At 71.9% G+C, this 25,427-nt stretch carries 24 protein-coding genes; 7 read left to right on the top strand and 17 right to left on the bottom strand.

Annotated elements, in window-relative coordinates:
- Positions 1-345 precede the first annotated feature (345 nt).
- On the top strand, positions 346-828 hold the full coding sequence (locus AB0C15_RS31020) for a GNAT family N-acetyltransferase (RefSeq protein ID WP_357358005.1): 483 nt from the start codon (positions 346-348) through the stop codon (positions 826-828).
- Positions 829-876: 48 nt separating this feature from the next.
- Here AB0C15_RS31020 and ricT read toward each other — a convergent pair whose 3' ends face one another.
- The 6 genes from ricT to tmk all read right to left on the bottom strand — a co-directional run bounded on the left by ricT (position 877) and on the right by tmk (position 6,813).
- Positions 877-1,719 (bottom strand): regulatory iron-sulfur-containing complex subunit RicT, encoded by an 843-nt coding sequence (gene ricT / locus AB0C15_RS31015; RefSeq protein WP_357358003.1) that lies wholly within the window; start codon positions 1,717-1,719, stop codon positions 877-879.
- A gap of 299 nt (positions 1,720-2,018) precedes the next feature.
- A complete protein-coding gene (locus AB0C15_RS31010; protein WP_357358001.1) occupies positions 2,019-2,693 on the bottom strand; it encodes a hypothetical protein in 675 nt (224 codons plus the stop codon).
- A complete protein-coding gene (locus AB0C15_RS31005) occupies positions 2,693-2,998 on the bottom strand; it encodes a type VII secretion target (RefSeq protein WP_357358000.1) in 306 nt (101 codons plus the stop codon). The genes AB0C15_RS31010 and AB0C15_RS31005 overlap by 1 nt, the downstream gene beginning before the upstream one ends.
- A gap of 1 nt (position 2,999) precedes the next feature.
- Entirely contained in the window at positions 3,000-3,329 is a 330-nt protein-coding gene (locus AB0C15_RS31000; RefSeq protein WP_053659404.1) for a YbaB/EbfC family nucleoid-associated protein, read from the bottom strand.
- A 122-nt stretch (positions 3,330-3,451) separates the two neighbouring features.
- Entirely contained in the window at positions 3,452-4,714 is a 1,263-nt protein-coding gene (locus AB0C15_RS30995; RefSeq protein WP_357357998.1) for a DNA polymerase III subunit delta', read from the bottom strand.
- Positions 4,714-6,813 carry a dTMP kinase gene (gene tmk / locus AB0C15_RS30990; RefSeq protein WP_357358009.1) on the bottom strand — a complete coding sequence of 700 codons (2,100 nt, stop codon included), beginning with the start codon at positions 6,811-6,813 and terminating at the stop codon, positions 4,714-4,716. Before tmk ends, AB0C15_RS30995 begins: the two co-directional genes overlap by 1 nt.
- Positions 6,814-7,121: 308 nt before the next feature.
- Between tmk and AB0C15_RS30985 the strand changes: the two genes are divergently transcribed.
- Positions 7,122-8,330 (top strand): amino acid deaminase/aldolase, encoded by a 1,209-nt coding sequence (locus tag AB0C15_RS30985; RefSeq protein ID WP_357357996.1) that lies wholly within the window; start codon positions 7,122-7,124, stop codon positions 8,328-8,330.
- 37 nt (positions 8,331-8,367) lie between these two features.
- Here AB0C15_RS30985 and AB0C15_RS30980 read toward each other — a convergent pair whose 3' ends face one another.
- A complete protein-coding gene (locus tag AB0C15_RS30980; RefSeq protein ID WP_357357994.1) occupies positions 8,368-8,973 on the bottom strand; it encodes a TetR/AcrR family transcriptional regulator in 606 nt (201 codons plus the stop codon).
- A gap of 226 nt (positions 8,974-9,199) precedes the next feature.
- Here AB0C15_RS30980 and AB0C15_RS30975 point away from each other — a divergent pair, with 226 nt between their 5' ends.
- On the top strand, positions 9,200-10,516 hold the full coding sequence (locus AB0C15_RS30975) for a D-arabinono-1,4-lactone oxidase (protein WP_357357992.1): 1,317 nt from the start codon (positions 9,200-9,202) through the stop codon (positions 10,514-10,516).
- Between the two features lie 21 nt (positions 10,517-10,537).
- On the opposite strand, the gene topA is transcribed toward AB0C15_RS30975, so the two are convergent.
- From topA to AB0C15_RS30945, 6 genes are all read right to left on the bottom strand, one after another.
- Complete coding sequence (topA, locus tag AB0C15_RS30970) at positions 10,538-13,378, bottom strand: type I DNA topoisomerase (protein ID WP_357357990.1); 2,841 nt, start codon at positions 13,376-13,378, stop codon at positions 10,538-10,540.
- Positions 13,379-13,782: 404 nt separating this feature from the next.
- Positions 13,783-14,550, bottom strand: a complete 768-nt coding sequence (locus AB0C15_RS30965) for a hypothetical protein (RefSeq protein WP_357357988.1) — start codon at positions 14,548-14,550, stop codon at positions 13,783-13,785.
- A complete protein-coding gene (locus tag AB0C15_RS30960; RefSeq protein ID WP_357357986.1) occupies positions 14,541-15,080 on the bottom strand; it encodes a hypothetical protein in 540 nt (179 codons plus the stop codon). Before AB0C15_RS30960 ends, AB0C15_RS30965 begins: the two co-directional genes overlap by 10 nt.
- Positions 15,081-15,183: 103 nt before the next feature.
- Entirely contained in the window at positions 15,184-17,544 is a 2,361-nt protein-coding gene (locus AB0C15_RS30955; protein ID WP_357357984.1) for a sodium-translocating pyrophosphatase, read from the bottom strand.
- A 316-nt stretch (positions 17,545-17,860) separates the two neighbouring features.
- A complete protein-coding gene (locus AB0C15_RS30950) occupies positions 17,861-18,298 on the bottom strand; it encodes an ATP-binding protein (RefSeq protein ID WP_238684776.1) in 438 nt (145 codons plus the stop codon).
- The gene (locus AB0C15_RS30945; RefSeq protein ID WP_179781807.1) at positions 18,295-18,651 is read right to left on the bottom strand and encodes an STAS domain-containing protein; all 357 of its coding nucleotides are present in this window, start codon (positions 18,649-18,651) and stop codon (positions 18,295-18,297) included. The genes AB0C15_RS30950 and AB0C15_RS30945 overlap by 4 nt, the downstream gene beginning before the upstream one ends.
- Positions 18,652-18,791: 140 nt before the next feature.
- On the opposite strand from AB0C15_RS30945, the gene AB0C15_RS30940 reads away from it, so the two are divergent.
- The 4 genes from AB0C15_RS30940 (at position 18,792) to AB0C15_RS30925 (ending at position 23,472) form a co-directional block, all read left to right on the top strand.
- Positions 18,792-21,224, top strand: a complete 2,433-nt coding sequence (locus AB0C15_RS30940; RefSeq protein ID WP_357357982.1) for a DEAD/DEAH box helicase — start codon at positions 18,792-18,794, stop codon at positions 21,222-21,224.
- 99 nt (positions 21,225-21,323) lie between these two features.
- Positions 21,324-21,533: a hypothetical protein gene (locus tag AB0C15_RS30935; RefSeq protein ID WP_030334221.1), complete on the top strand. Its 210-nt coding sequence runs from the start codon at positions 21,324-21,326 to the stop codon at positions 21,531-21,533.
- Between the two features lie 164 nt (positions 21,534-21,697).
- Positions 21,698-22,276, top strand: coding sequence for a hypothetical protein (locus tag AB0C15_RS30930; protein WP_196920693.1), 579 nt, complete (start codon positions 21,698-21,700; stop codon positions 22,274-22,276).
- A 347-nt stretch (positions 22,277-22,623) separates the two neighbouring features.
- Positions 22,624-23,472 (top strand): phosphotransferase, encoded by an 849-nt coding sequence (locus AB0C15_RS30925; protein WP_357357979.1) that lies wholly within the window; start codon positions 22,624-22,626, stop codon positions 23,470-23,472.
- A gap of 19 nt (positions 23,473-23,491) precedes the next feature.
- Here the strand turns inward: AB0C15_RS30925 and AB0C15_RS30920 are convergent, their stop codons facing one another.
- The 4 genes from AB0C15_RS30920 to AB0C15_RS30905 all read right to left on the bottom strand — a co-directional run bounded on the left by AB0C15_RS30920 (position 23,492) and on the right by AB0C15_RS30905 (position 25,293).
- Positions 23,492-24,031: an Rv3654c family TadE-like protein gene (locus tag AB0C15_RS30920; protein WP_357357977.1), complete on the bottom strand. Its 540-nt coding sequence runs from the start codon at positions 24,029-24,031 to the stop codon at positions 23,492-23,494.
- Positions 24,028-24,435, bottom strand: a complete 408-nt coding sequence (locus AB0C15_RS30915; protein ID WP_357358007.1) for a TadE family type IV pilus minor pilin — start codon at positions 24,433-24,435, stop codon at positions 24,028-24,030. Before AB0C15_RS30915 ends, AB0C15_RS30920 begins: the two co-directional genes overlap by 4 nt.
- Positions 24,436-24,518: 83 nt before the next feature.
- A complete protein-coding gene (locus AB0C15_RS30910) occupies positions 24,519-24,686 on the bottom strand; it encodes a DUF4244 domain-containing protein (protein ID WP_081883916.1) in 168 nt (55 codons plus the stop codon).
- Positions 24,687-24,708: 22 nt separating this feature from the next.
- Positions 24,709-25,293 (bottom strand): type II secretion system F family protein, encoded by a 585-nt coding sequence (locus AB0C15_RS30905; RefSeq protein WP_357357975.1) that lies wholly within the window; start codon positions 25,291-25,293, stop codon positions 24,709-24,711.
- Positions 25,294-25,427: the final 134 nt, after the last annotated feature.

The following is a 25,427-nucleotide window of genomic DNA, read 5'->3' as shown; positions in this document are numbered from 1 at the left end:
ACCCCCCCACCCCTCGGTGTTGATCAAGAGGTTTGCGTCACGCCAAGGCCGATTTTTGACGCAAACCTCTTGATCAACAGGAGCGTGGGCGCCGGGGTGGGGCGGGGTGGGGGTGGGGTGGGGGTGGGGTGGGGTGGGGGTGGGGGTGGGGGGTGCCCTCGATTGACTGCCGCTGCGCTACAGCACGAATGCGGTTGCAGTGCCGTCTAGGATTTGCCCATGAGTTGCTTCGCCGCTTGGCGCACCCGCCACTGAGGGTTGGCTCGCCGCCGCTCCCGGCCGCTGGCTGACCGCTTGATGCCCGATTCGTTGGCTTCAGCACCTCAGCTCGAGAGGCACCATCACATGCGTATCCGCTCGTTTCTCCAGCATGACCTCGCCCGTCTCACCGAATTGACGATAGAGACGTTCGGACCGTTCTACGAAGACTCTTTCCGGCCCCTTGTCGGCGAACTGGTCTTCGCCAACCAGCACGGTGCCTGGCGCGAAGACTACGTCGAGCAGGTCGCCGAGCTGCACGACCCCGACCAGCACCGATACGTCGCGGTCGCCGAGCTCGACGGCACCATCGCCGGTTACGTGGCCTGGTCCGTGGAACCGGCGCGGAAGAATGGCAGCATCACCATCCTCGCTGTGTCGGCAAAGCACCGCCAGCGAGGGATGGGTGCCATGCTGTGCGAACACGCCTTCAGCACGATGCGCGGACTCGGGGCCGAGGTCGTCGTGATCAGCACGGGTGGAGACGGATTCCACGCGCCCGCCCGAGCCCTCTACGAAACACTCGGTTGCACCCAACTGCCGGTGGCCGTCTACTACCGGGAACTCTGATCCGGCGCGGGGCGGGTTGCGGTGACGCACCCGCCCCGTTGGTACGGCTCAGCTCTCCGGGTATCGCTCCTCGTGCGCCTGTCTCGAGCCACACACGGAGGCTCGGGAGCACATGGAGCGCGAGCCGTCCGCGTCCAGGCGTACGGTCACCGCGTCGCGGGGGACGCTGTGGCCGACGACCCGTCCGTCACCTTCCGGGGTGGAGACCCGACTGCCGACCGCCGGGGCGGTCTCCTGGAAGCGCTGGTAGAGCGGGTGTTCGTACTTGAGGCAGCACATCAGGCGACCGCACGCACCGGAGATGCGCAGCGGGTTGAGCGGCAGGTCCTGGTCCTTCGCCATCCGGATGGTCACCGGCTCGAAGTCGGTGAGGAACGTGGCGCAGCACAGGTCGCGACCGCAGGAGCCGATGCCGCCCTGCACCCGCGCCGAGTCGCGTGCGGAGAGCTGGCGCAACTCCACCCGACAGTGCAGGGTGGCGCCCAGGTCACGGACCAGGGAACGGAAGTCCACCCGGTGCGGGGCGGTGAAGTAGACGGTGCTGCGCTCGCCGCCGTTCTCGGCTGAGCTGAGCACATGGTCGACCGCCACCACCTTCATCGGCAGCCCGTGCGAGCGGATCAGTCGCTTGGCGGCCACCTTCGCCTCGGCCTTGCGCCGACGCAACGCCTCGTCCCGGCGCAGGTCGTCGTCGCCGGCCAGCCCCACCAGGCGGGGGAAGCCGTCAGTCTCCTCGGTCACCCACTGCGCGGCCCACACGCACTCCGCCACCTCGGGCCCGTCGTCGGTGGGCACCAGCACCCGGTCGCCCACCTGGGGGCGTAGGTCACCCGGGTCGAGGTAGTAGAGCCGCCCGTACCGGTTGAAGCTGACCGCGCAGAGCATGCCCATCCCCCCACCCTACGACGGGTCGCGACGCCGGGCGCACCAGCGGGTCACGCCACCGCGGCCATTCATGACCGTCGACTCGACCCATCGCCGTGCGGCCCGTCGTGCCGTCGCGCCTCGCCCGGACGGTTGAATCCGGGCCCGGGCAGCAGACAAGACGCGCCTCGGCGGCGTTGAGTGGAAGGCAGACCTGCGGGGGGTGCAGGGGGAAGACCACGGCGTCGCCGTGGGCGCCGGCTCAGGCCGGCCGCCCGTGCGCGACGCCGTGGCCTGTCCCGGGAAGGCGTACCACCGTGATCTGGCTACCAGCCGACCCGGGTGGGCTGGTCGTAGTGGGGTCGCCCGTCCAGTGGCGGACGCCACGCGGTCTCGGCCAGGCTCGGCGACCACTGACGCAGCAGCGTCTCCGCGCCGTCGTACGCCACACAGAGCACCGCGAGCACCCGTGCGCCGATCTCGGCGGCGTCCGCCACGCCGGGCCCGACCGGCCCGGGGCGCGTCGACGTGCCGGTGGCGGCGACCACGGCGACCGCCTCGGCCGAGCGGAGCACGTCGGCCAACGTGCGGGCCAGCGCGAGACGGCTGCCCTCCACCCAGTCGGCGAGGGCGTCGGCGTAACCGGCGGTGGATTCGAGCCGCCCGACCAGGCTGTCCGGCCCCTCGTCGAGGTGGCGCAGCAGCGCGGCACGCTGTTGCCCGTACGCCGTGGCTGCCGGGCCGGACCAGAGCACCTGGTCGGTGAGCGCGGCGGAGACGTCATCGTACCCCCGGACGAGCCGGCGCACCGCGTGCCCGGCGCTGGCGAGCGGCACCGGGTGCAGGTCGAGGAAGCTGCGGACCGCGTCGCCCGGCAGCACCTGCATGCGGCGCAGCAGGGGCCAGACCCGGTGCCCCTCGGGGACGCCGGCCGCGATGAGCGTGTCCACCCGGCGGAGCAGGTCGAGGCCGGGCTCGGCGAGCCGGTCCAGCGCGTCCATCACGGTTCTCCGGTGAGCCGGCGGCGGGCCGCCCGGTCGACCTCGGCGTAACGGTCGGCGGCCTCCCGCACCGCCGTCGCGGCGGCGGCGAGTCGACCGGCGGCGGCCCGGGCCTCCCGGGCCCGGTCGTCGGTGGCGGTGGTCCACTGCCGGTGCAGCGCCCGCCCGATCTCGCCCGGGCGGCCCGGTGCGTCGGCGCCGAACGCGGCCTGGGCCGGATCGCTGGCGGTGACGGTGTGCGAAACGACTGTGAGCGTGGCACTCGCCTCGTCCAGCCGGGCGGAGAGCGCGCGCAGTGTGTCCATCTCAGGCTCCCGCGAGCGGTCGGTAGGCGGCGAACGTCTCGTTGTGCAGCTTTTCCCGGGCCCACTCGGCGGCGTCGGCCGCAGCGGTGACCGCAGCCTGCACGGAGCCCGCCACGTCGCGCGGGCTGCGGCTGTGCAGCGGCCCGAGGAACCGCACGTCGGTGATCCGCCCGCCGGCGGTGACCACCACCTCGACCAGGCCGTCCGGCGAGCGGACGGTCACCTCGACGGTCGACACCGCCTGGTCGAACTCGGCCTGGAGGGACTCGATCCGGCGGTAGCGTCGCACCGCCTCCTCGATCCAGGCTTCGTCGATCTCCCCGCGCGGCATCGGCCGACTCCTCCCGGGTGATTCATCACTCAGTGTGCTGCCACCGTCACCACGGCACACGGACCGTACCGCACCACAATCGGGCCTGTCGATGCCTGTGGACAACGGCCGAAAAGTGCGGGTCAGCCCTTCCAGAGGGCGAGCATCATCGCCTCGACCGCGATCCGCGGTTTGACGTTCGCCTCGATCGCCGCACGGCAGGCGAGCACGGCCTCCAACCGGCGCAGCGACCCCTCGGCGTCCCACTTCTGTGCGCCGGCACCGGCGAGCGTGGCCGTGTCGGTGTGCACCGGGGCGACGGGTGCGCGCAGCGCCATGGTGAGCGCGTCCCGGTAGAAGCCCGCCAGGTCGACAAGCGCCCGGTCCAGTGCGTCCCGCTGGGCCCGGGTGGCCCGCGACTTCTGCCGCTTCTCCAACTCCTTGAGCTGCCCGGCGGCACCCCGGATGGCACCGGCCGCGCCCCGGCCGGTGCCGCCCGCGCCGAGCGCGGTCTCCAACGCCGCCCGCTCGCTGGTGTCGGCCTCGGCGACCGACGCCTCGGCCTCCGCCTCGGCCGCCTCGATCAGCGCGGACGCCGCGTCGAACGCCGCGCCGACACCTGTCAACCGGCGTGGCACCGCGAGCACCGCCTCGCGCCGCTTGCGGGCCTCCGGGTCGCGCGCCAGCCGACGGGCCCGACCCACGTGGCCCTGTGCGGCCGCCGCCGCCCACTGCGCCACGTCGGGCGCGATGCCGTCCCGACGGACCAGCACCTCGGCCACCGCGGCGGCCGGCGGCTGCCGCAGGGGTACGACCCGACAGCGCGACCGGATGGTCACCGAGATGTCGTCCGGGTGGGTGGATGGGGCGCAGAGCAGGAAGACCGTCCGCGGCGGGGGCTCCTCGACCGCCTTGAGCAGCGCGTTGCCGGCGGCCTCGGTGAGCCGGTCGGCGTCCTCGATGACCACCACCTGCCAGCGCCCGCCGGAGGGGGTGCTGGCCGCGCGGAGCACGAGCGCGCGCATCTCGTTGACACCGATGGAGAGCCCTTCCGGCACCACCAGCCGGACGTCGGCGTGGGTGCCGCCCATGGTGGTGCGGCAGCCGGGGCACTCACCGCAGCCGGTGCCGTGCACGCACTGGAGGGCAGCGGCGAACGCCCGCGCGGCGACTGAACGGCCCGAGCCGGGCGGCCCCGTGAAGATCCACGCGTGGGTCATGCCTGCGGACGGATCCAGCGCACCGGTCGCGGCGTCGTCGGTCCCCGGCTCGGCACCGCTGGCCGGGCCGGCGGCAACCAACGCGGGCGCGCCGGCACGCAGCACGGCGGCGGCTGCGGCGGCGGCGCGGCGCAGCTCGACCACCGCCTCGTCCTGACCGACCAGGTCGGCGAAGACGTCAGGCATCAGGTCTTGTGCTCCATCGTCACCAGCTCCGCGTCGGATAACTCAGGCTGCACCGAGGTGTCCGGGCCCTGCGCCGGCCGCGGGTGCACGATGCCGCCCGGCTTGCCGAGCAGCTCCTCGACCCGCCGGATCACCAGAGCGGTGATCTCGTCGACCGGCCGGGACGCGTCCAGCACCAGATAGCGCTTCGGGTCGGCGGCGGCGAGGTCGAGGAACGCGTACCGGACCCGCTCGTGGAAGGCGATCGACTCGGCTTCCAGCCGGTCGGTGCCGGTGTTGCGCGAGGCCACCCGGGACAGGCCGGTCTTCGGCTCGACGTCAAGCAGCACCACCAGGTCGGGCTTGAGCCCGCCGGTGGCCCAGGAGGAGAGCCAGGAGACCTCGTCGACCGGGAGCGTCCGCCCGGCGCCCTGGTACGCCAGGGACGAGTCGACGTACCTGTCGCTGACCACCACGCCGCCCCGGACCAGCGCGGGCCGGACGATGGTGGCCACGTGGTGGGCCCGGTCGGCGGCGTAGAGCAGCGCCTCGGCCCGGGGGGAGGGCGCGTCGTCGCCGGAGGTGTCCAGCACCAGCGAGCGGATCCGCCGGCCGACGCCGGTGGCCCCCGGCTCACGGGTGACCACGACGTCGCGTCCCTGGCCGCGCAGCCGCTCGGAGAGCGCGGTGAGCTGGGTGGACTTCCCCGCGCCCTCGCCGCCCTCGAAGACCACGAAGAGCCCGGCGGAGACGAACGGCTCGGCGGGCATCAGCGGACGACCCCGGATGGAGCCCCAGAGGTCGGCGAGGACGGGGACGCCCTTCTTGTCATCCATCTGGCCGAACGCGCTGATCCCGGCGAAGATGCCGGCGGCACCGGCGGCGAGCAGCAGCAGTCGGGTGGAGGAGACGGAGATGCCGAGGTCGGCGATCTCCAGCTTGCGCGAGCCACCGACGCCGACCAGCACGCTGCTCAGCCCGATGGCCAGGATCAGCACCAGTCGGGTGCCGATCTGCACCACCGCGAAGACCCGGCCGCGCACCTCGTCGGCGACCTCGCCGCCCAGCAGGGTGGTGCCGGCCAGGAAGGCCATGCCGGCGCCGGCGCCGACGAGCACCGCGCCGACGATCGCCATGGACAGGTGGATGGCGAAGGCGAGGGTCATCACGGCGGCGCTGGCCAGCACGATGCTCATGCCGAACCAGCGACGCCGGGACATCTCCTTGACGACCATCGGGCCGAGCCCGATGCCGAGCGCCAGACCGACGAAGATCGCGCCGAAGAGCAGCGAGAACGCGGCATCGCCGGCGCCGAGTGAGTTGGCGAAGAACTTGGCCGTGCCGACCACGATGCCGCCGCCGGCGAACGCGCCGAAGATGCCAAGCACCAGGCCGCGGACGAGCGGGGTCTGGCCGATGTACTTCCAGCCCTCGGAGAACTGCCGGAACATGCTCTGCTCGGAACGCGCCGCCTCGCCGCGCTGCGCCTCGCTGATCTCCTTGATCCCGAACGCCACCACCAACGCGGTGGCGAGCCGGGAGAAGGCGTTGAACCAGAGGGCGAGCTGGGCCGGCTCGGCCCAGGAGGGCAGGTCGCCGCCCACCGCGCCGCGGACACCACGGTCGAGCACGGCGAGGCCGATGGCCGCGGCCACCGGGGTGAGGCCGTACGTGGTGATCAACGTGAGCTGGTTGGCCGCCTCCAGGCGGGCCCGTGGGATCAGGTTGGGGACCGCGGCCTCCTTGGCCGGGATCCAGAGCAGGGTGAGCGACTCGATCAGGAAGGTGGCGATCAGCGCCCAGCCGACCACCAGACCGCCGGCGGCGCCGCTGAGGGCGTAGAGCGGAATCGAGGCGAAGAGCACGAAGCGCAGCAGGTCACAGATGACCATCGTCCAGCGCCTGTCGAACCGGTCGGCGAAGACGCCGGCCACCGGGCCGAGCACCAGCGCGGGCAGCAGCCGGATCGCGGTGACCCCGCCGAACGCGGCGCCCTGGGCGGCGTTGCCCTGCACCTGCGAGGCGGCGAAGAGTGCGGTGGCCAGCAGGCCGAGCCAGTCACCGAAGGAGGCCGCGCCGAGCACGATCCAGAGCCGGCGGAACGGCTGGATGCGCAGCACGGACCGGATGGCAGCGTAACCGGACGGATCTGCCTGACCACCGCTGGACGGGTTGGCGGCGTTGCCCGACTTGTCGCTCGAACGCGACACGCCGGGCGACTCGCCGCTGTTCTGGCTTTCGATGGCCGTACCTCCACGTGCCGGCCCATCGCTGGGCACCTCCGGTGCAACACTCTAGACCCGGTGGGGGCCACCCCCCCGGGCGACATTCTCCTGCTCGCTGAGCCTAGGCCGCCGAAGCCGCCGCCCGCAGCCCGGACGTACGCGAGGGTATTTCGCATTCTCCGTCGGACAGTTAGCGTGCACACGTGGCCATCGAAAGCGACAAACTTCGCGAGCGCCTGGATCGGGCGACTGCCCACCTCGACCCCCCGTACGCGGTGGTCGACCTCACCGCCTTCGACGCCAATGCGGCCGCCCTGGCCGACCGCGCCGCCGGCAAGCCGGTTCGCCTCGCCAGCAAGTCGGTCCGCAGCTCCGCGTTGATCAGCCGAGCCCTCGGGCGACCCGGCTGGCAGGGCGTGATGGCGTTCACGGTGCCCGAGGCGATCTGGCTGGTCCGCGCCGGCGTCAGCGACGACGTGCTTGTCGCCTACCCGAGCGCCGACCGGGCCGCCCTCGCCGAGCTGGGCGCCGACCCGACGCTCGCCGCCGCGATCACCCTGATGATCGACAGCGCCGGCCAACTCGACTTCATCGACGCCGTCGCGGCCCCCGGGCAGCGCGCCGAGCTGCGACTCTGCCTGGATCTTGATGCTTCCTGGCGACCGCTGCGGGGGCGGGTGCACGTCGGCGTCCGCCGCTCACCGGTGCACAGCGCGCGGGCGGCCGGCGCGCTCGCCGCCACCGTCGCCGGGCGGCCCGGCTTCCGGCTGGTCGGGCTCATGTCGTACGAGGCGCAGATCGCCGGCCTGGGCGACGCGCCGCCGGGGCAGACGCTGCTTGCCGGCGCGATCAGGCTGACCCAGCGCGGGTCGTACCGCGAGTTGCTGGCCCGCCGTGGTGCGGCGGTCGCCGCGGTACGCGAACACGCCGACCTGGAGTTCGTCAACGGCGGTGGCACCGGCAGTGTGGCCGCGACAAGCGCCGATCCCGCGGTCACCGAGATCACCGCGGGATCGGGCCTGTACGGGCCGACGCTGTTCGACGCGTACCGCGCCTGGCGGCCCACCCCGGCGGCGTTCTTCGCCTGCTCGGTGGTCCGCCGACCGACGCCGGAGTTGGCGACGGTGCTCGGTGGCGGCTGGATCGCCTCCGGCCCGGCCGCCGACAGTCGACTGCCGCGGCCGTGGCTCCCGGCAGGGCTGAAGCTTGTCGGCACCGAGGGCGCAGGCGAGGTGCAGACCCCGCTGTCCGGGGCCGCGGCGGCCGATCTGCGCATCGGCGACCGGGTGTGGTTCCGGCATGCCAAGGCGGGTGAGCTGTGTGAACGGGTCAACGAACTGCACCTGGTCGAGGGGGACGCGGTCCTGGCGACCGTCCCCACCTACCGGGGTGAGGGGCTGGCCTTCCTGTGAGACCGAACCACCAGCCGAGGCCCGCGCCCCCGCCGACTCAGACGGGCTGGGCCGCCTCGGCCTGTTTGCCGGCGGTGGGCTGACCGTCGTCCGGGGCGTCGACCTGGCGGTGCAGGTACTCCCGGATCAGCGCCTTCGCCTCCAGCAGCACCCGCTCGTCGCCGTCGGACCTCCGGCGGAACGCGAGCTTGATCAACGCGTCCGCCGCCTCGACCGCGATCTCCAGCACGAAGCGCAGCTTGGGCACGTCGGTGAGCCCGAAACGCTCGGTGAGCACCCGGGCCAACTGGTCGGCGATCACGCCGTTGTTGTCCCGCTGCTCGTCGAGCAGGTGCAGGTCGACGACGTCGCCGAAGTGCAGGGTACGGAAGCCGGGGACGGTCCGGTGCATCGTGATGTACTCGTCGATGCCCGCGTCGACGCCGTCCCACCAGTGGGTCATCTCGTCGGACGCGAACCGCTCGTCGAGGCGCTGGAGGTAGGACTCCATGGTCCGCAGGGTCAACGCCTGCACGATCGCCCGCTTGTCCGGGAAGAACTGGTAGACCGACCCGATCGCCACCTCGGCCCGCTCGGCGAGCAGGGTGGTGGTCAGCCCCTCGTACCCCACCTCGTCGACGAGTTCTGCGCAGGCATCCAACATGCGCTGTACCCGCGCGACACTTCGACCTTGCACCGGTACGCGGCGCAGCGGCCCGGTCGTGGCGGCTGGTGTGGACACTCTGCGCCACCCCCCTTCGACGGATGAACATATCTCCACGTCACGAGTCCGTGACTACCGGTACAACGAGCGGATCGCAATTGCGGTATTTACCAGCTAGAACGTTCCTGATATGAAGTCAGTTCATATTCATGAATGAGGAGCGCGCATGGTCCGCACCGCACCGCTCAGGGCTGGCTGGTCCAACTGGGCCGGGAACCAGCGTGGCAGCGCCAGCGCGATCCTGCGCCCCGGCTCGCCGGCCGACGTCGCAGAAGCCGTCCGATCCGCCGCATCCGAGGGCGCCCGGATCCGGGTGACGGGCAGCGGCCACTCGTTCACCGCCGTCGCGCTCGCCGACGACCGTCGGATGGAGCTGTCCGACCTGGACACCACGGTCAGCGTCGACGTCGCACGCCGCCTGGTCACCGTGCCGGCGGGAATGACCCTGCACACGCTCAACGGACTGCTCGCCCGACACGGCCTCGCGCTGCCAAACCTCGGCGACATCGACGCGCAGACCGTCGCCGGCGCGATCTCCACCGGCACCCACGGCACCGGCGCCGGCTACGGGTGCCTCTCCACCTTCGTCGAGGCGGTCACAGTGGTCACCGGCACCGGGGAGGTGCTGCACTGCTCCGCCGACGAGCACCCCGACGTCCTCGCCGCCGCCCGGGTGTCGCTCGGCGCGATCGGCGTCCTGGTCGAGGTGACCCTGCGCTGCGTGGACGCCTTCGTGCTGCGCGCCCACGAACGCCCGGCCGAGCTGGCCGACGTGCTCGGCGAACTGCCCGCGCTTGTCGGCCGGCACGACCACGTCGAGTTCTACTGGTTCCCGTACACGTCCCGGGTCCAGGTCAAGGCCAACGACCGGGTCCCCGCCAACGACCGGCCACTGCCCCGTTGGCGTGGCTGGCTGGACGACGACTTCCTCTCCAACCGGGTCTTCGCCGGGGCCTGCCGCCTCGGCCGGGCCGTGCCCGCGCTGGCCCCGGGGATCAGCGCGGTCTCCGCCCGCGCCCTCACCGAACGCCAGTACACCGGCCGCTCCGACCGGGTCTTCTGCACCCCGCGCCGGGTCCGCTTCGTGGAGATGGAGTACGGCCTGCCCCGCGAGGCGCTGCCCGAGGCGCTCGCCGCACTCCGCCGGATCGTGGACGGCCTACCGTTCAAGGTGCTCTTTCCGGTGGAGGTCCGATTCACCGCCGCCGACGACATCTGGCTGTCGCACGGCTACGGCCGGGACAACGCCTACATCGCCGTGCACCAGTACGTCGGCATGCCGTACGAGCCGTACTTCCGGGCCTTCGAGCAGGTGGCCACCGGGCTGGGCGGTCGCCCCCACTGGGGCAAGCTGCACTACCGCGACGCCGCCTCGCTGGCCACGGCGTACCCCCGCTTCGCGGACTTCCAGGCCGTCCGCGACCGCCTCGACCCCGACCGCGTCTTCACCAGCCCGCACCTGACCCACGTCCTCGGCGCCTGACCGACCGGACGGCGTCCAGAGCTACTCCGTGCTGGTGGCGGCCTTACGCGGGGCGGCCTTCTTCGCCGGAGCCTTCTTCGCGGCCGTCGCCTTGGCCGTCGTGGTCTTCTTCGCGGCCGTGGACTTGCTGGCCGCAGCCGTCTTCTTGGTGGCCGTGGCCTTCTTCGCGGGCGCCTTCTTCGCCGCCGCCTTCTTCCGCGGCGCCGGCCCCTTCGCCCGCTTCTCGGCAAGCATCTCGGACGCTTCCTCGATGCTCAACGCCTCCGGCGTCTGCCCGCGCCGCAGCGACGCGTTGAACTCGCCGTCCGTGACGTACGGGCCGAACCGGCCGTCCTTGATCACCAACGGCTTTTCGGTCGCCGGGTCCACGCCCATCTCGCGCAGCGGCGGGGCCGCAGCGCGCCGTCCACGGGTCTTCGGGGCGGCCAGCAGCGCCAGCGCCTCGTCCAGACCGACCGTGAACATCTGGTCCTCGGACTCGAGCGAACGGAACTCCTCGCCCCGCTTGACGTACGGGCCGTAGCGACCGTTGTTCGCGAAGACCTCCACGCCGTCCGGCGCGACACCGATCAACCGGGGAAGGCTGAGCAGCTTCAGCGCCTCCTCGAGGCTCAGCGACTCCGGGGTCTGCGTCCGCAGCAGCGACGACTTGCGCTCGCCGCTGGACACGTACGGGCCGAACCGGCCGGACTTGAGCACGATCGGCTCGCCGGTGGCGGGGTCGTCGCCGAGCTTGCGCTCGCCGCTGCCACCGAGGAACAGCTCGTGCACCTTCTCCGGGGTCAGCTCGTCCGGAGCCAGGCCCTCGGGGATCGGAGCCCGGTCACCCTGGGTGCCGGCCTCCTCGCCCTCGCCCGAAGCCGCAGCCGGTGCGGCCGCGCCCTCGTCCGGCACCGCGCGCTGGAGGTACGGCCCGTAACGGCCGACCCGGACGACGACCTCGCGACCGTCGTCGTCGGTGAAGAGCGGGATCGAGTTGACGCTGCGGGCGTCGATGTCGCTGAGGTTCTCGGTGACCAGCTTCTTGAGCCCGCCGGAACGGGCGATGTCCTGGTCGCCGGCGCCGTTGGAGCTGCCGAAGTAGAACGCGGTGAGGAAGTCGACGGCCGCGTGGTCACCACCGGCGATCTCGTCCAGCTCGTTCTCCATGCTGGCCGTGAAGTCGTAGTCGATCAGGCGGGGGTAGTGCCGCTCCATCAGCCCGATCACCGCGAAGGCCAGGAACGTCGGGATCATCGCCTGGCCGCGCTTGGTGACGTACCCCCGGTCCTGGATCGTCTGCATGATCGACGCGTAGGTGGACGGGCGGCCGATGCCCAGCTCTTCCAGGGCCTTGACCAGCGACGCCTCCGTGTAGCGCGACGGCGGCTGGGTGTGGTGACCCTGCGCGGCCAGCTCGTCGGCGGTCAGCGGCTGGTCCTTGACCAGGGTGGGGAGCCGACGCTCGGCGTCCTCGGCCTCGGCGTTCTCGTCGTCGCTGGACTCGACGTACGCGCGCAGGAAGCCCGGGTCGGTGATGGTCTTGCCGGTCGCGCCGAAGTCGGCTTCCTCCTGGGAGGTGGAGACCGCCCGGATACGCACCGACACGCTGGAGCCGACCGCGTCGGTCATCTGCGAGGCGATGGTGCGCCGCCAGATCAGCTCGTAGAGCTTGAACTCCTCGGCGGACAGCTCCTTGGCGACCTCGCCCGGGGTGCGGAAGTTGTCCCCCGCAGGGCGGATCGCCTCGTGTGCCTCCTGCGCGTTCTTCACCTTGCCGGTGTAGCGGCGCGGCTCCGGCGGGACGCTGCGCTCGCCGTACAACTCGACGATCTGTCGGCGGGCCGCCGAGATGGCGGTCTCCGACAGGTTGACCGAGTCGGTACGCATGTAGGTGATGTAGCCGTTCTCGTACAGGCGCTGCGCGGTGCGCATCGTCTGCTGCGAGGAGAGGCGCAGCTTGCGGGCCGCCTCCTGCTGGAGCGTCGAGGTGATGAACGGCGCGTACGGGCGACGACGGTAGGGCTTCTCCTCGACCCGGGTGACGGTGAACGGCCGCCCGTCCAGCCGGGCCGCGAGACCCCGCGCGCCGCTCTCGTCGAGGTGCACGACGCCGGCGCCGGCCCGGACGCGACCGGTGGTCGGCTCGAAGTCCTTACCGGTGGCGATGCGGTCACCGTTGAGGGCGATCAGGGTGGCGTTGAACGCCCGTGGGCCCTCACCGGCGTTGGCCACCGCGAGGGTGGCCAGGATGTCCCAGTACTCGGCGGTGCGGAACGCCATCCGCTGCCGCTCCCGCTCGACCACGATGCGGGTCGCCACGGACTGCACCCGGCCTGCCGAGAGCTTCGGCATGACCTTCTTCCACAGCACCGGGGAGACCTCGTAGCCGTAGAGGCGGTCGAGGATACGGCGTGCCTCCTGGGCGTCGACCAGATCGCGGTCGATCTCCCGGGGGTTTGCCACCGCCGCCTGGATCGCCGGCTTGGTGATCTCGTGGAAGACCATTCGCTTGACCGGCACCTTGGGCTTGAGCGTCTCGACCAGGTGCCAGGCGATGGCCTCGCCCTCGCGGTCCTCATCCGTCGCCAGGAAGATCTCGTCGACCTCCTTGGCCAGCTTCACCAGCTTGCTGATCTGCTGCTTACGGTCGGCGGAGACGACGTAGAGGGCGTGGAAGCCGTTGTCGACGTCCACTCCGAGGCGGGCCCAGGACTCGCCCTTGTACTTGGCCGGCACGTCGGCGGCGTTGCGCGGCAGGTCGCGGACGTGACCGAAGCTGGCCTCCACGACGTACCCCGGGCCGAGGTAGCCCGAGATCGTCTTGGCCTTCGCCGGTGACTCGACGATGACCAGACGGGTGGTTCCAGCGTTGCTCGGCACGTCTCTCCCCGACCTCACTCCTGCTCGTGGCCTGCCGGCGCCCGGACAGCGACCGCTTTCGACCCCACCGCCGCACCGGCGGTCCGGATGTCCAACGTAACGCGCCGCCCGCGTTTCGGGTTTCGCGGGCCACAAACCGCTTCGGCACTGCCGGACGGCGCCACCGTACACCGTGGGTAGGGCTCGAAGCGGGTCACTGTGACGATGGCGGACCCACGGCCGAGGCGCGACCCGCCCGTTTTCCGCCTGGATCGACCGGGCCGCTGTCCGGCACCGGACACCCGGCCGCCCGACCCCGGGCCGCCGCCCGGCCGCATCGATCATGGACGTGTGGTGGGCGTTCTGTCCCCGATCGAGCAGTACGTCCCCCAGCACAACTCCATGATCGACGCCTGGGGGTGGGGTCAGATCGGCCAGGCGTCGGCTGGCGTGGCGCGCGGCGGTCCCCCGACCAGCTCGGCGAGGCGGGCCAGCCGACGGCGGCCGGTTATCCGGTACGCGGGACCGCCGTCGCCCGGGCCGAGCAGCGTCCCGGCCAGTCCGGCTGCGGCGAGCGCGACGCCTATCGGCTCCCAGCACTCCTGGTCGTCGGCCCCCAGCGCAAGCAGGAAGCAGTCGGGAGGCTCCGGCGTCCCGGCGGCGGCGAGCCACAACCGCAGCCGCCGACCGGTCAGATGGAAGGCGGCCGGCGGGCGTTTCGTCGACCCGTGCAGCCAGGCGGCCGCGAGCGGCTTCAAGACCCGGGTGTACGACGTACGAACGGCGTGTCGCTCGTCCCCGGTCGGCTCCCAACTCGCCGCGAGCCCGCGTGACGCCAGTTCGGCGACGAGCACGTGCACCCGCCAGGCGGCGTCGACCTGCACCGAGAGGCGGGCGGTGCCGCCCATCCGAACGACCTCACCCGGCCCGGCGAGCAGGCCGGCCAGGTCGGCGACGCTCGGTTCGGCCGCGTCCGCGCCGAAGAAGACAAGTTGCCGGCCCGCCTCGGCACGCCGACCCACCTCGGCACGCTGGCCTGCGTCGGCACGCTGGGTCGGGCCGTTGCGGGGGGAGCCGTTCTGCGGCTCGCCGCCGCGGCGTCGCCCGGGAGTGGGCGTGTCGGCCTCGGGCGCGGGGAACAGCGCCGGGGGCGGCTGCGCCTCCCCGGTGTCACCGAGCCCGGTCAGCGACACTCCGGCACCTCGTCGAATGCCTGTTTCAACTCCTCGGAGTTGAGCTTGCTGGTGTCCAGCGCGCCGGCGTCGTAATCCTTGTTCAGGGTGTCCACGGCGGCCCGGACACCGTCGTAGAAGGTGGTGGGCTCGCCGGTGCCCAGGCCGTCGATGGTGTCCCGGGCGCGACCGTACGCGTCCCGCATCTTCCCGAGTGAGGTGCGGAAACCAGCGGAGATGGCCTCGCCGTTGTCGGTCTCCGGGATGCCGGCCTGCTCCACCTTCCGGCGCGCGGTCTCGCTGGCCTTCTCCGCGCCGTCGAAGAGCCGCACCAGGTTCTCCTTGGCCTGCGCCGGCGTGGTCTGCGCGGTCATCTGCTCGTCCGTGCTGCTGGTCAGCTTGTTGATCTCGGAACGCCACGGGGTGAGCGCGCCGCAGACCGAGGCCGCCCAGGCCCGCGGGCTCGGGCCCCCGCCGCAGCCGGCCAGGACGACGATCGTGGCCAGGACCACCGTGAGCTTTCCGGCGGCAGACGCCCGGCACGTACGCATGCGTTGCAGCGTACGGCCTTTGGCCAGGTGTGGCACCGGGCCGGACGGCCGGGGTCCCCGGTCGACGTAGCGCGTCGACCGGGGACCCCGGGCCGTTCGTGGATCAGGCGTTGACCGTCTCCGGGCGGTGGTCGGTGCTGCCCGCGCCGGTGTTGCCGTCGACGTCCGAGTCGGACATCGCGATGCCCTTGCGCTTGCTGAACAGCACCGACGCCACGATGATCAGCGTCGCGACGAGCGCGATGCCGACCCGCAGGCCGACGTTGCGGTCGTCGCCGACGCTCCAGGCCACCACGGCGGGCGCGATCAGCAGCGAGACCAGGTTCATCACCTTGATCAGCGGGTTGATCGCCGGGCCGGCGGTGTCCTTGAACGGGTCGCCGACGGTGTCGCCGATGACCGTGGCGGCGTGCGACTCGGAGCCCTTGCCGCCGTACGCGCCGTCCTCGACCAGCTTCTTGGCGTTGTCCCAGGCCCCACCGGAGTTGGACAGGAACACCGCCATCAGGGTGCCGGCACCGATCGCACCGGCCAGGTACGCCGCGAGCGCGCCCGGCCCGAGGCCGAAGCCGACGGCGATCGGCGCCAGGATGGCGAGCAGGCCGGGGGTCATCAGCTCGCGCTGCGCGTCCCGGGTGCAGATGTCGACGACCTTGCCGTACTCCGGGCGCTGGGTGCCGTCCATGATGCCGGGCAGCTCACGGAACTGCCGGCGGACCTCCATCACCACGGCGCCGGCCGAGCGGGACACCGCGTTGATGGCCAGGCCGGAGAAGAGGAAGACCACCGCCGCACCGATGATCAGGCCGACCAGGTTGCGCGGGTTCGCCACGTTCAGCGAGTTGAGGATCTCCGTACCGACGTCGCCCACACCAGCCGTCGCGTACGCGCTGCGGAGCGAGTCGGTGTAGGAGCCGAACAGCGCGGTCGCCGCGAGCACCGCCGTGGCGATCGCGATGCCCTTGGTGATCGCCTTGGTGGTGTTGCCGACGGCGTCCAGCTCGGTGAGCGTGCGCGCGCCGTGCTCGTCGAGGTCACCGGACATCTCGGCGATGCCCTGGGCGTTGTCGGAGATCGGCCCGAAGGTGTCCATCGCGACGATCACGCCGACAGTGGTGAGCAGGCCGGTGCCGGCCAGCGCCACCGCGAACAACGACAGCGTGATGGAGCTGCCGCCGAGCAGGAACGCCCCGAAGACGCCGGCGCCGATCAGCAGCGCGGAGTAGACCGCCGACTCCAGGCCGATGCTGATGCCGGCCAGGATCACGGTGGCCGCACCGGTCTGCGAACTCTTGCCGATGTCCTGCACCGGCCGCCGGTTGGTCTCGGTGAAGTAGCCGGTCAGCGCCTGGATCGCGGCGGCCAGCACGATGCCGATCACGACCGCGCCGATGGCGACCAGCCGGGGGTTGCCGGGCGCGTCGGTGAGCCCGCTGTCGAACTCGCCGAACGTCGCCGGGAGGTATGCGAAGGCGGCGACAGCCACCAGCACCGCGGAGAGCACCGCCGAGAGGTAGAACGCCCGGTTGATCGCGGTCAGGGCGTTGCGGTCGGACGCGCGCAACCGGGTGATGAAGACGCCGACGATCGCGATCAGCACGCCGATGGTGGAGATGATCAGCGGGAAGACCAGGCCCTCCTCGCCGAAGGCGGCGCGACCGAGGATCAGCGCGGCGACGAGCGTGACCGCGTACGACTCGAACAGGTCGGCGGCCATGCCGGCGCAGTCACCGACGTTGTCGCCCACGTTGTCGGCGATGGTGGCGGCGTTGCGCGGGTCGTCCTCGGGGATGCCCTGCTCGACCTTGCCGACCAGGTCGGCGCCGACGTCGGCGGCCTTGGTGAAGATGCCGCCACCGACCCGCATGAACATCGCGAGCAGCGCGGCGCCGAAGCCGAAGCCCTCCAACACCGTCGGCGCGTCACCCCGGTAGAGCAGAACGACGAGCGCGGCACCGAAGAGGCCGAGGCCGACGGTGAAGAAGCCGACGACACCACCGGTCCGGAACGCGATCTTCATGGCCGCCTCGCGGCCGCCTGCCCGCTCCCTCGCGGCGGCGGCCACCCGCAGGTTGGCTCTGGTGGCCAGCCACATGCCGGCGCCGCCGATGAACGCGCTGAAGAGGGCACCCACCACGAAGAAGAGTGACCGGCCGAGCTTCACCGCGAGCTCACTGCCGTCGGTGTCGTGCACCGGAAGCAGGAAGAGCAGCACGACGGCGATGACCACGAAGATCGCCAGGGTGCGGAACTGTCGGAGCAGGTAGGCCGAGGCGCCCTCCTGGACGGCCCCCGAGATCTCCTGCATTTTCTCGGTGCCCTTACCAGCGGCCAGCACCGTTTTCGTCAGGGCGGCAGCGAAACCAAGTGCCACCAGCGCGACAACCGCAGCGATGACGACGTAGGTGACATTGCTTCCGGTAAGGGAAAGCCCGCCGCCGTCGGCGGCCAAGGTCCCGGACATCTGTGTCCTCCTGTTACCGAACAATCGCGCCGGTGAGTGGAGACGCACTGACCGACGCCTGGATGCGGACTCGCAAGCGCGCGCCAACCCACCAGCGGACCAGCGATGAACACCCATACCCGCTGGCTGCGGGATAGGTCACTTGCTGACAACCCGGGTACTGTAGCCCTCCGCAGTGTTGGAGGTCACACCAAGGTGGCACCGTGTCGCGATGATCTTCGTCGCTGTGTTATGAAACGAAATCTGATATAGGGCCCGATCCATGCAAAGAAGGCCGCATCCCCGACAGGGGACGCGGCCTACGCAGCCGAAGTGGTCAGCGGCCGACCGGCCACACCATCCGCACCTCGGTGCCGATGCCCTCGTCGACCGGTCGCACCTGTAGGTCCTCGACGAAACCGGCGAGCAACGCGAAGCCGACGCCGGTGGTCAGCGCCTCATCGGTGAGCGCCTCGTTCGCCAGCTCGTCCGGCGGAAGGGCGGTCAGACCGATGCCCGCCTCGATCGGCGCCCGGTCCACCACCCGCACGGCGTACGAGCCACCGTCGGACATCTCCACGAGCACCGGGTCGGCCAGACCGTACTGCCGGTGCAGGGCCACCGCGCGCGTGCACGCCTCACCGATGGCCAGGCGCACCTCGTCCAGCAGGTCCTCCCGGACCCCGGCCCGGCGGGCCACGGCGACGCCGACCAGCCGGGCGGTGCGCACGTGCACCGGGGCGGGCGAGAACGAGAGCTTGACTGTCGCCATCACGCGCCGGCGCCCGCCGAGTCGGCGCTGATCGCCGCGTCGACCGTCGGGTGCAGCGGGAACACCTGGTCCAGCGCGGTGATCCGGAAGATCTTGAGCAGCGGTTCCTTGTCGCAGACCAGGGCGAACGAACCACCGGCCGAGCGGAGCCGCTTGAGCGCGCCGACCAGCACGCCCAGGCCTGTCGAGTCGAGGAAGTCCACCCGACCGAGGTCGACCACCACGTGACGGGCGCCACCGTCGATCAGTTCGAGGAGTCGTTCGCGGAGCCGGGGCGCGGTGTAGACGTCCACCTCACCACCGACCTCGAGCACCGTGTGCTCGCCCACGGTGCGGGTCGCCAGTGACAGCTCCATCGGTCCTCCTCGCCAGAGCCGTAAACTCTCGTGGGCATCTAACCACTACCGCCGGGGCGGTCTGCGGACGCCAGCGGAGGCTTCCCCTTACCCCGGTGTCCGACTTTTCATCTCCGAACACCAGTGCGAGAGTGCAGGGCGTGACCTCCAACGACTTCAGCTCCGCGCGCGGCACGCCGCGCCACGACCTGGAGTTGTCGTCCGCGGCCACCGTATCCGCTGGTCCCGGCACCGGGCCAGCGCCCGCCGACCTGCTGCGCCGGCTCCGCGCCCGGGGCGCCGCCGACCCGGTCACCCACGTCGAGCGGGTGCCGGCCCGCGCCGGGGTGCCCGCGCCGTGGCCGTCGTGGGCACCGACGGAGTTGCGCGCGGCGTTCACCCGACGCGGCGTGGTCGCGCCCTGGCAGCACCAGGCCGAGGCGGCCAACCTGGCGTACGAGGGCCAGCACGTGATCGTCGCCACCGGCACCGCGTCCGGCAAGTCACTCGCGTACCAGCTGCCGGCCCTGGCCACCCTGCTCGCCGACCCCCGGGCCACGGTGCTCTACCTGGCACCGACCAAGGCACTCGCCGCCGACCAGTTGCGCGCCGTCGCCGCGCTGGAACTGGAGGGGGTACGCCCCGCCTGCTACGACGGGGACACTCCGCGCGCCGAGCGGGAGTGGATCCGCCGGCACTCCCGGTTCGTGCTGACCAACCCCGACATGCTGCACCACGGCATCCTGCCCGGGCATGCCCAGTGGTCCGGCTTCCTGCGCCGACTCGCGTACGTGGTGATCGACGAGTGCCACACCTACCGGGGGGTGTTCGGCTCGCACGTGGCGCACGTGCTGCGTCGACTGCGCCGGCAGTGCGCCAGGTTCGGGGCCACCCCGGTGTTCGTGCTCGCCTCCGCGACCTCCGGCGACCCGGCCACCGCGGCCGGACGACTGACCGGCCTGCCGGTGACGGCGGTCACCGAGGACGCGTCGCCGCGCGGCGGGGTGACCTTCGCACTCTGGGAGCCGCCGCTGCTGCCACCCGACTCGGGCACCACCCCTCCCGACCCGTTCTCGGTGCCCGCCCAGGGCAGCGGCGACCACGACGACCTCCGGCAGGTCCGCCGGTCGGCGCTGCGCGAGACCGCGGACCTGCTCGCCGACACGGTCGCCGAGGGGGTACGCACCCTCGCGTTCGTCCGCTCCCGCAAGGGTGCCGAGGTCGTGGCCGCGAACGCCCGCCGAGCGCTCGACGACGCGGTGCCGGGGCTCGGCGACCGGGTGGCCGCCTACCGGGGCGGCTACCTGCGGGAAGAGCGGCGCGAACTGGAGCGGGCCCTGCTGCACGGTGACCTGCTCGGCCTGGCCTCGACGAACGCGCTGGAACTGGGCGTGGATTTGGTGGGGCTCGACGCGGTGCTGATCTGCGGCTACCCGGGCACCCGGGCGTCGCTGTGGCAGCAGGCGGGCCGCGCCGGGCGTTCCGGGCAGGAGGCTCTCGCGGTGCTCGTGGCCCGGGACGACCCGCTGGACACCTATCTGGTGCACCACCCGGAGGCGATCTTCGGTGCGCCGGTGGAGGCGACAGTGCTCGACCCGGCCAACCCGTATGTGCTGGCACCGCAGCTCGCCTGCGCGGCCGTGGAGGCACCGCTCACGCCTGCCGACCTGGCGCTCTTCGGCGAAGGCGCGAAGGAGGCGATCGACGAGTTGGTCGCGGCGGGTGCGCTGCGCCAACGGCCGACGGGTTGGTACTGGCGGCACCGGGAGCGGCCCGAGGTGGACCTGCGCGGCGAGGGCGGCGCCCCGGTCGCCGTGGTGGAGGCGTCGACTGGTCGGCTGCTCGGCACTGTCGACGGCGGCTCCGCACACTTCCTGCTGCACCCCGGCGCGGTCTACCTGCACCAGGGCGTCTCGTACGTGGTCGACCAACTCGACCTCGCCGACGGGTGCGCGCTGGTGCACACCGAGGAGCCGGACTGGTCCACCCACGCCCGCGACGTCACCGACCTCTCCGTGGTCTCGGTGCGCTCCTACGTGGACGCCGGGCCGGTCGGCATGTTCCTCGGTGAGGTGGATGTGACAAGCCAGGTGGTGTCGTACCAGCGCCGGCGGATCGCCACCGGCGAGGTGATCGACACCCGGCCGCTCGACCTGCCCACCCGGGAGCTGCGGACGGTGGCGGTCTGGTTCACCCTGTCACCGCAGTCGTTGACTCTCGCCGGGGTCCAGTCGGCCGACGTGCCGGGTGCGCTACACGCGGCCGAACACGCCGCGATCGGCCTGCTGCCGCTGATGGCCACCTGCGACCGATGGGACATCGGTGGCCTGTCCACCGCGCTGCACCCGGACACCGAGGCGCCGACGGTCTTCGTGTACGACGGGCATCCGGGTGGGGCCGGTTTCGCCGAACGGGCGTACGGAACGGCGGCGGCCTGGCTGCGGGCCACCCGGGACGCGATCGCGGAGTGCGGCTGCGAGACCGGCTGCCCGTCCTGCGTGCAGTCACCGAAGTGCGGCAACGGCAACAACCCGCTGTCGAAGCCGGACGCCATCCGGGTGCTCGACGTGGTGCTGACGAACCTGCCGGACTGAGCGGCTTGCATGAACCGGCACGGCACGGGGCACAATGACATGGGAGCGCTTCCATCGATGCCCATGTTGCCGACCGCCCCCCGTGCCCGAGGAGAAGCCGTGGCCGACACGATCGCCGAAACCGTCGACCTGCTCTACACCATCGACCAGGACAATCTCACCCTCGACCAGCAGATCGCGCTGGGGTCGGCACTGGCCGCCCTGGCCCAGGCGGAACGGCTGGAACAGATCAACGAGCGACTGCGCGGCATCCACCAGGTGCTCAACACCTGGGCCCTGCGAGCCGCCACCTCCGTCGACAGTCGCTGACGTCTCCCGGAGTGATCCCTGCAAGGGCACCAGTGATCACTCCGCGCTGGGTAGTCGTCAGACGGGCCCGACGACTACCCAGCACCACCAGTCCTGGACAGCAGGGGGCGCGACGTTTGTCGCGCTGTGCGAGACTCCGGCGCACCAACCCCGGAGGAGTTCACATGCAGCTCGACAACTTGCAGGGCCAGCACCAGTTCCACATCCGCCAGCGACTGCGCATGATGGTCAACCAGTACGAGGTCCGGGCGGTGTCCCCGGACGGCACCGAGGGTGAGCTGCTGGCGTTCGCGCAGCAGAAGCGACTCGCCTTCAAGGAGCAGGTGACCATCTACACAGACGACTCGAAGCAGCAGCCCTTGCTCGGCTTCAAAGCTCGCCAGCGCATCGACCTCGGCGCCACGTACGACGTCACCGACGCCGCCGGCAACCCGATCGGCCTGTTCCGCAAGGACTTCGCCCAGTCGCTGCTGCGCTCCACCTGGCACGTCGAGCAGGCCGGCCTGCCGCAGGTGACGGGCCAGGAGCGGAGCATGCCGGTGGCACTGCTGCGTCGATTCGTCGACTCGCTGTCCTGGTTGCCGTACCACTTCGACTTCACCGCGGGCGGCCAGCCGGTCTTCACCGTGGTCAAGAAGTGGGGCCTGCGCGACAAGTACATCGTCGAGGTGCAGAACCCGCAGATCGACCGCCGCCTGGTCATCGCGATGGCCGTCGCCCTCGACGCGCTCCAGGCCCGCTGACGCACCCGGCTTCACCCCCGTGGCCGCCGGCCGGGGCGTGGCAGCCTGCTGCCCGTGCTCCGGCCAGCAGGCTGCCCACGCCGGGCGTGTTCCTGCCGCTACCGCCCCGCCAAGCAGGCTCCCCGCGCCCCGGCGTGGGTTCCTGCCGCTACCGCCCCGCCAGACAGGCTCGCCGCGCCCCGGCGTGGGTTCCTGCCGCTACCGCCCCGCCAGACAGGCTCGCCGCGCCCCGGCGTGGATCTCCTGCCGCCAGCGCCCCGCCGCAGGCTTCCCGCGCCGCTCGGCACGGGGTCGAGGGGCGGCTGAGGTCGGCCCGACCCGGCCCGCCCTCTCCTAGGATTCCGGCCATGGCCTCTGGACTCGCCAACCTTTCCGCACGGCAGCTGGGCCTGTTGAATCGATGGCTCCCCGGCGCCGAGGTCGAGCGGGACCACAGCTGGGGTCTGGTGCAGACGACGGTGCTGGAGATGACGTTCGCCGGAGCACGGTTCATCGTCAAAGCCGGCGGCGACGACGACCACCATGTCGAACGCGAACTCAACGCCCACCTCAACTGGCTGAGCCCGTGGACCAGGCTGGGCCGGGCGCCAATCTTGGCGCATGGCGACGCTGCCGCGAAACTTCTGGTCACGAGATACCTGCCGGGTGAGCTGGTGCTCGGCAGCCACCACGCCGACGCTCCCGTGACCTACCGGCAGGCCGGCGAACTCCTGGCACTGCTCCACGCGCAGACCGGCGTCACGGACGATGACTACGAGAGGCGGGAGAACGCGAAGTCGCTCACCTGGCTCAGCGGAGCGCACCGCATCGCGTCGCGCACGGTGGACCGGCTGCGCGCCGAGATAACCAGTTGGCCCACCCCGGCGGCGCTGCTCGTGCCGACCCACGGGGACTGGCAGCCCCGCAACTGGCTCGTCCACAACGGCACCGTCAGCATCATCGATTTCGGTCGCGCGTCGATGCGGCCCGCCTACACGGACTTCACCCGGATGTCGGCGCTGGACTTCCGCCGCGACTCTCGGCTTGAGAGCGCGTTCCTCGACGGCTACGGGGCCGACCCGCGCCAGACGTCGGCCTGGCACCGCACCCGAGTCCGCGAGGCTGTCGGCACCGCAGGCTGGGCCTACCGAGTGGGCGACGAGGCATTCGAGGCCCAGGGGCACCGGATGATCGCCGAGGCTCTCGCTGCTTCGTAGCGCCCACCGGGCCGACCACTCAGCCACGCACCGGCCCGGCGCGGGCTGTCGACGCGGCGGCCCGGGTCAGACCGGGCAGCGGCGAGACAGTCACCTCGACGGTCACGAGCAGGTCCAGCCCGTCGAGACGGCAACCGATCAGCCGCGCACCGTTGCGGACGACGATGTCCCCGGCGAACGCGCAGGCCGCCACCTCACCGTCGAGCGCCTTGACGGCACCGGCCAGCGCCCCCAGATCGGCGGCCACCGCCGCCCGCTGAGCCGCCATCGCAGCCCCGGCGACAGCAGCGCCGAACGTCCCCACAAGCACGAACACCAACCCCACTGCCAGCAGGATGACGGTCGCCCCACCCCGATCAGTCTCCTGCCGGCGACCGCCGGGGTAGGCGGCATCAGGCCCGTCGCCGTTGCGGGGCGAACTGGCGTCGTCGGCCTCCCGGATGCCGTCTTTGCCGAGCGACCGGGCGTGATCGGCATCCCCGGTGCCGTCGTTGCCGGCCTTCCCGATGCCGCTGTTGGCGAGCACCGACACGTCGCGGGTCTCAGGTCCCGGTGTCACGGCAGTCCCTCCCCGGCGTGAGGTTCGAGTGCCGCGACGGCGGTGGCGACCACTGTGATTCGCGGTAGTCGGCCGCCCAACGTACGCACGGGTGCCCGTACCGTCGCCTGTACCCGGCCTCCACTGATCGACACCGACACGTCCGCACCCGGCGGTGCCGCACTCCCGCCGGCACTGTCGTCCGCGTCGTCTCGGGCGGCGGCCAGCGCCACCTCCCGGGCCGCGTGCAGGCAACTCGCCCTGGTGCTGACGGCGTTGACCGCGGTCAGGCCGGCGAGCAGAAGGAGAAGCAGCGCCGGCAGGCCGGCCGCCAATTCGGCGGTGAAGGACCCCCGGTCTGCGCTGACGCGGGATTCCTCCTCCGCACCGGGGGCCCGGAGGGATGTCTGCTCGCCGCCGTAGATCCCGCCGACGGGGCTGCGGCTGCCGACGAACGTACCTCCGGCGACCGCAGGCCTCGGGGCGCGGTCGGCCTGCCGGCGCCCGATCACTTCAGTGCCCGGTCGATGACGGCGGTCAGGGCCGACTGGACGTTGCCGGAGGTCAGGACCTTCAACAGGATGCCGGCGAAGGCGACTGCGGCGAGCGTGCCCACTGCGTACTCGGCCGTGTTCATTCCGGCATCGCCGCGCAGGCGTGCGATGAGTTTGCGCATTGCTGTTTCCCTTCTCGATGGGTCAGAGCACGTCGCCGAGAACGGCGACGATCACCGGCACGAGGCCGGCGAGAATGAACGCCGGCAGGAAGCAGAGCCCCAGCGGCAGAACGATGAGCACACCCGCCCGGCGGGCCGATGCCTCAGCAGCGGTGGCCCGGTCGGCGCGCAGGTCGTCGGCGAGCCGGGTCAGTGCGCCGGCGAGGGCGGCACCGCTGTTGGCCGAGCGCAACGCCGCTGCGGTCAGACGCTCGGCGCCCGGCACCCCGTCCAACCCGGACCATGCCTCCGCTGGGCCACCACCGAGCAGCAGCGTGCGACCGACCCGGGCCAGGCGACCGGCGAGCGGCCCGTCCAGGGCCTCGGCGACGGCCAACACCGAGCGATCCACCGGGGCACCGGCCCGCATCGACGCCGCCAGGAGGTCTGCGGCGAGGGGCAGGTCGGCGGCCTCCCACTGCCGCCGTCTGCGCGTGGCCGGCGGCTCGATCCGCCGCAGCAGGACATCGAGCAGGAACGCGGTTGGAAGAGCACCGAGCAGCCCGAGCCAGCCCTCGACGACGATGGCCACGGCGAGCCCACCCAGCACCGCCACAAGCCGGATCACGTCCGGCCGCCACCTGGTCGGGCTGGGCTGGCCTGGTGAGCTGGGCTGGCCTGGTGAGCTGGGCTGGCCTGGTGAGCTGGGCTGGCCTGGTGAGCTGGGCTGGCCTGGTGAGCTGGGCTGGCCTGGTGAGCTGG

This window comes from Micromonospora sp. NPDC048835 (assembly GCF_040649995.1).
In the GTDB taxonomy this organism is placed as follows: domain Bacteria; phylum Actinomycetota; class Actinomycetes; order Mycobacteriales; family Micromonosporaceae; genus Micromonospora.
This window is presented reverse-complemented; position numbering and strand designations above follow the sequence as displayed.

Coding starts and splice junctions, on each gene's coding strand:
- AB0C15_RS31020 (WP_357358005.1), top strand. CDS start 346: ATGCGTATCCGCTCGTTTCTCCAGCATGACCTCGCCCGTCTCACCGAA.
- ricT (WP_357358003.1), bottom strand. CDS start 1,719: ATGGGCATGCTCTGCGCGGTCAGCTTCAACCGGTACGGGCGGCTCTAC.
- AB0C15_RS31010 (WP_357358001.1), bottom strand. CDS start 2,693: ATGGACGCGCTGGACCGGCTCGCCGAGCCCGGCCTCGACCTGCTCCGC.
- AB0C15_RS31005 (WP_357358000.1), bottom strand. CDS start 2,998: ATGGACACACTGCGCGCGCTCTCCGCCCGGCTGGACGAGGCGAGTGCC.
- AB0C15_RS31000 (WP_053659404.1), bottom strand. CDS start 3,329: ATGCCGCGCGGGGAGATCGACGAAGCCTGGATCGAGGAGGCGGTGCGA.
- AB0C15_RS30995 (WP_357357998.1), bottom strand. CDS start 4,714: ATGCCTGACGTCTTCGCCGACCTGGTCGGTCAGGACGAGGCGGTGGTC.
- AB0C15_RS30980 (WP_357357994.1), bottom strand. CDS start 8,973: ATGTTGGATGCCTGCGCAGAACTCGTCGACGAGGTGGGGTACGAGGGG.
- AB0C15_RS30975 (WP_357357992.1), top strand. CDS start 9,200: ATGGTCCGCACCGCACCGCTCAGGGCTGGCTGGTCCAACTGGGCCGGG.
- AB0C15_RS30960 (WP_357357986.1), bottom strand. CDS start 15,080: ATGCGTACGTGCCGGGCGTCTGCCGCCGGAAAGCTCACGGTGGTCCTG.
- AB0C15_RS30955 (WP_357357984.1), bottom strand. CDS start 17,544: ATGTCCGGGACCTTGGCCGCCGACGGCGGCGGGCTTTCCCTTACCGGA.
- AB0C15_RS30945 (WP_179781807.1), bottom strand. CDS start 18,651: ATGGAGCTGTCACTGGCGACCCGCACCGTGGGCGAGCACACGGTGCTC.
- AB0C15_RS30930 (WP_196920693.1), top strand. CDS start 21,698: ATGCAGCTCGACAACTTGCAGGGCCAGCACCAGTTCCACATCCGCCAG.
- AB0C15_RS30925 (WP_357357979.1), top strand. CDS start 22,624: ATGGCCTCTGGACTCGCCAACCTTTCCGCACGGCAGCTGGGCCTGTTG.
- AB0C15_RS30910 (WP_081883916.1), bottom strand. CDS start 24,686: ATGCGCAAACTCATCGCACGCCTGCGCGGCGATGCCGGAATGAACACG.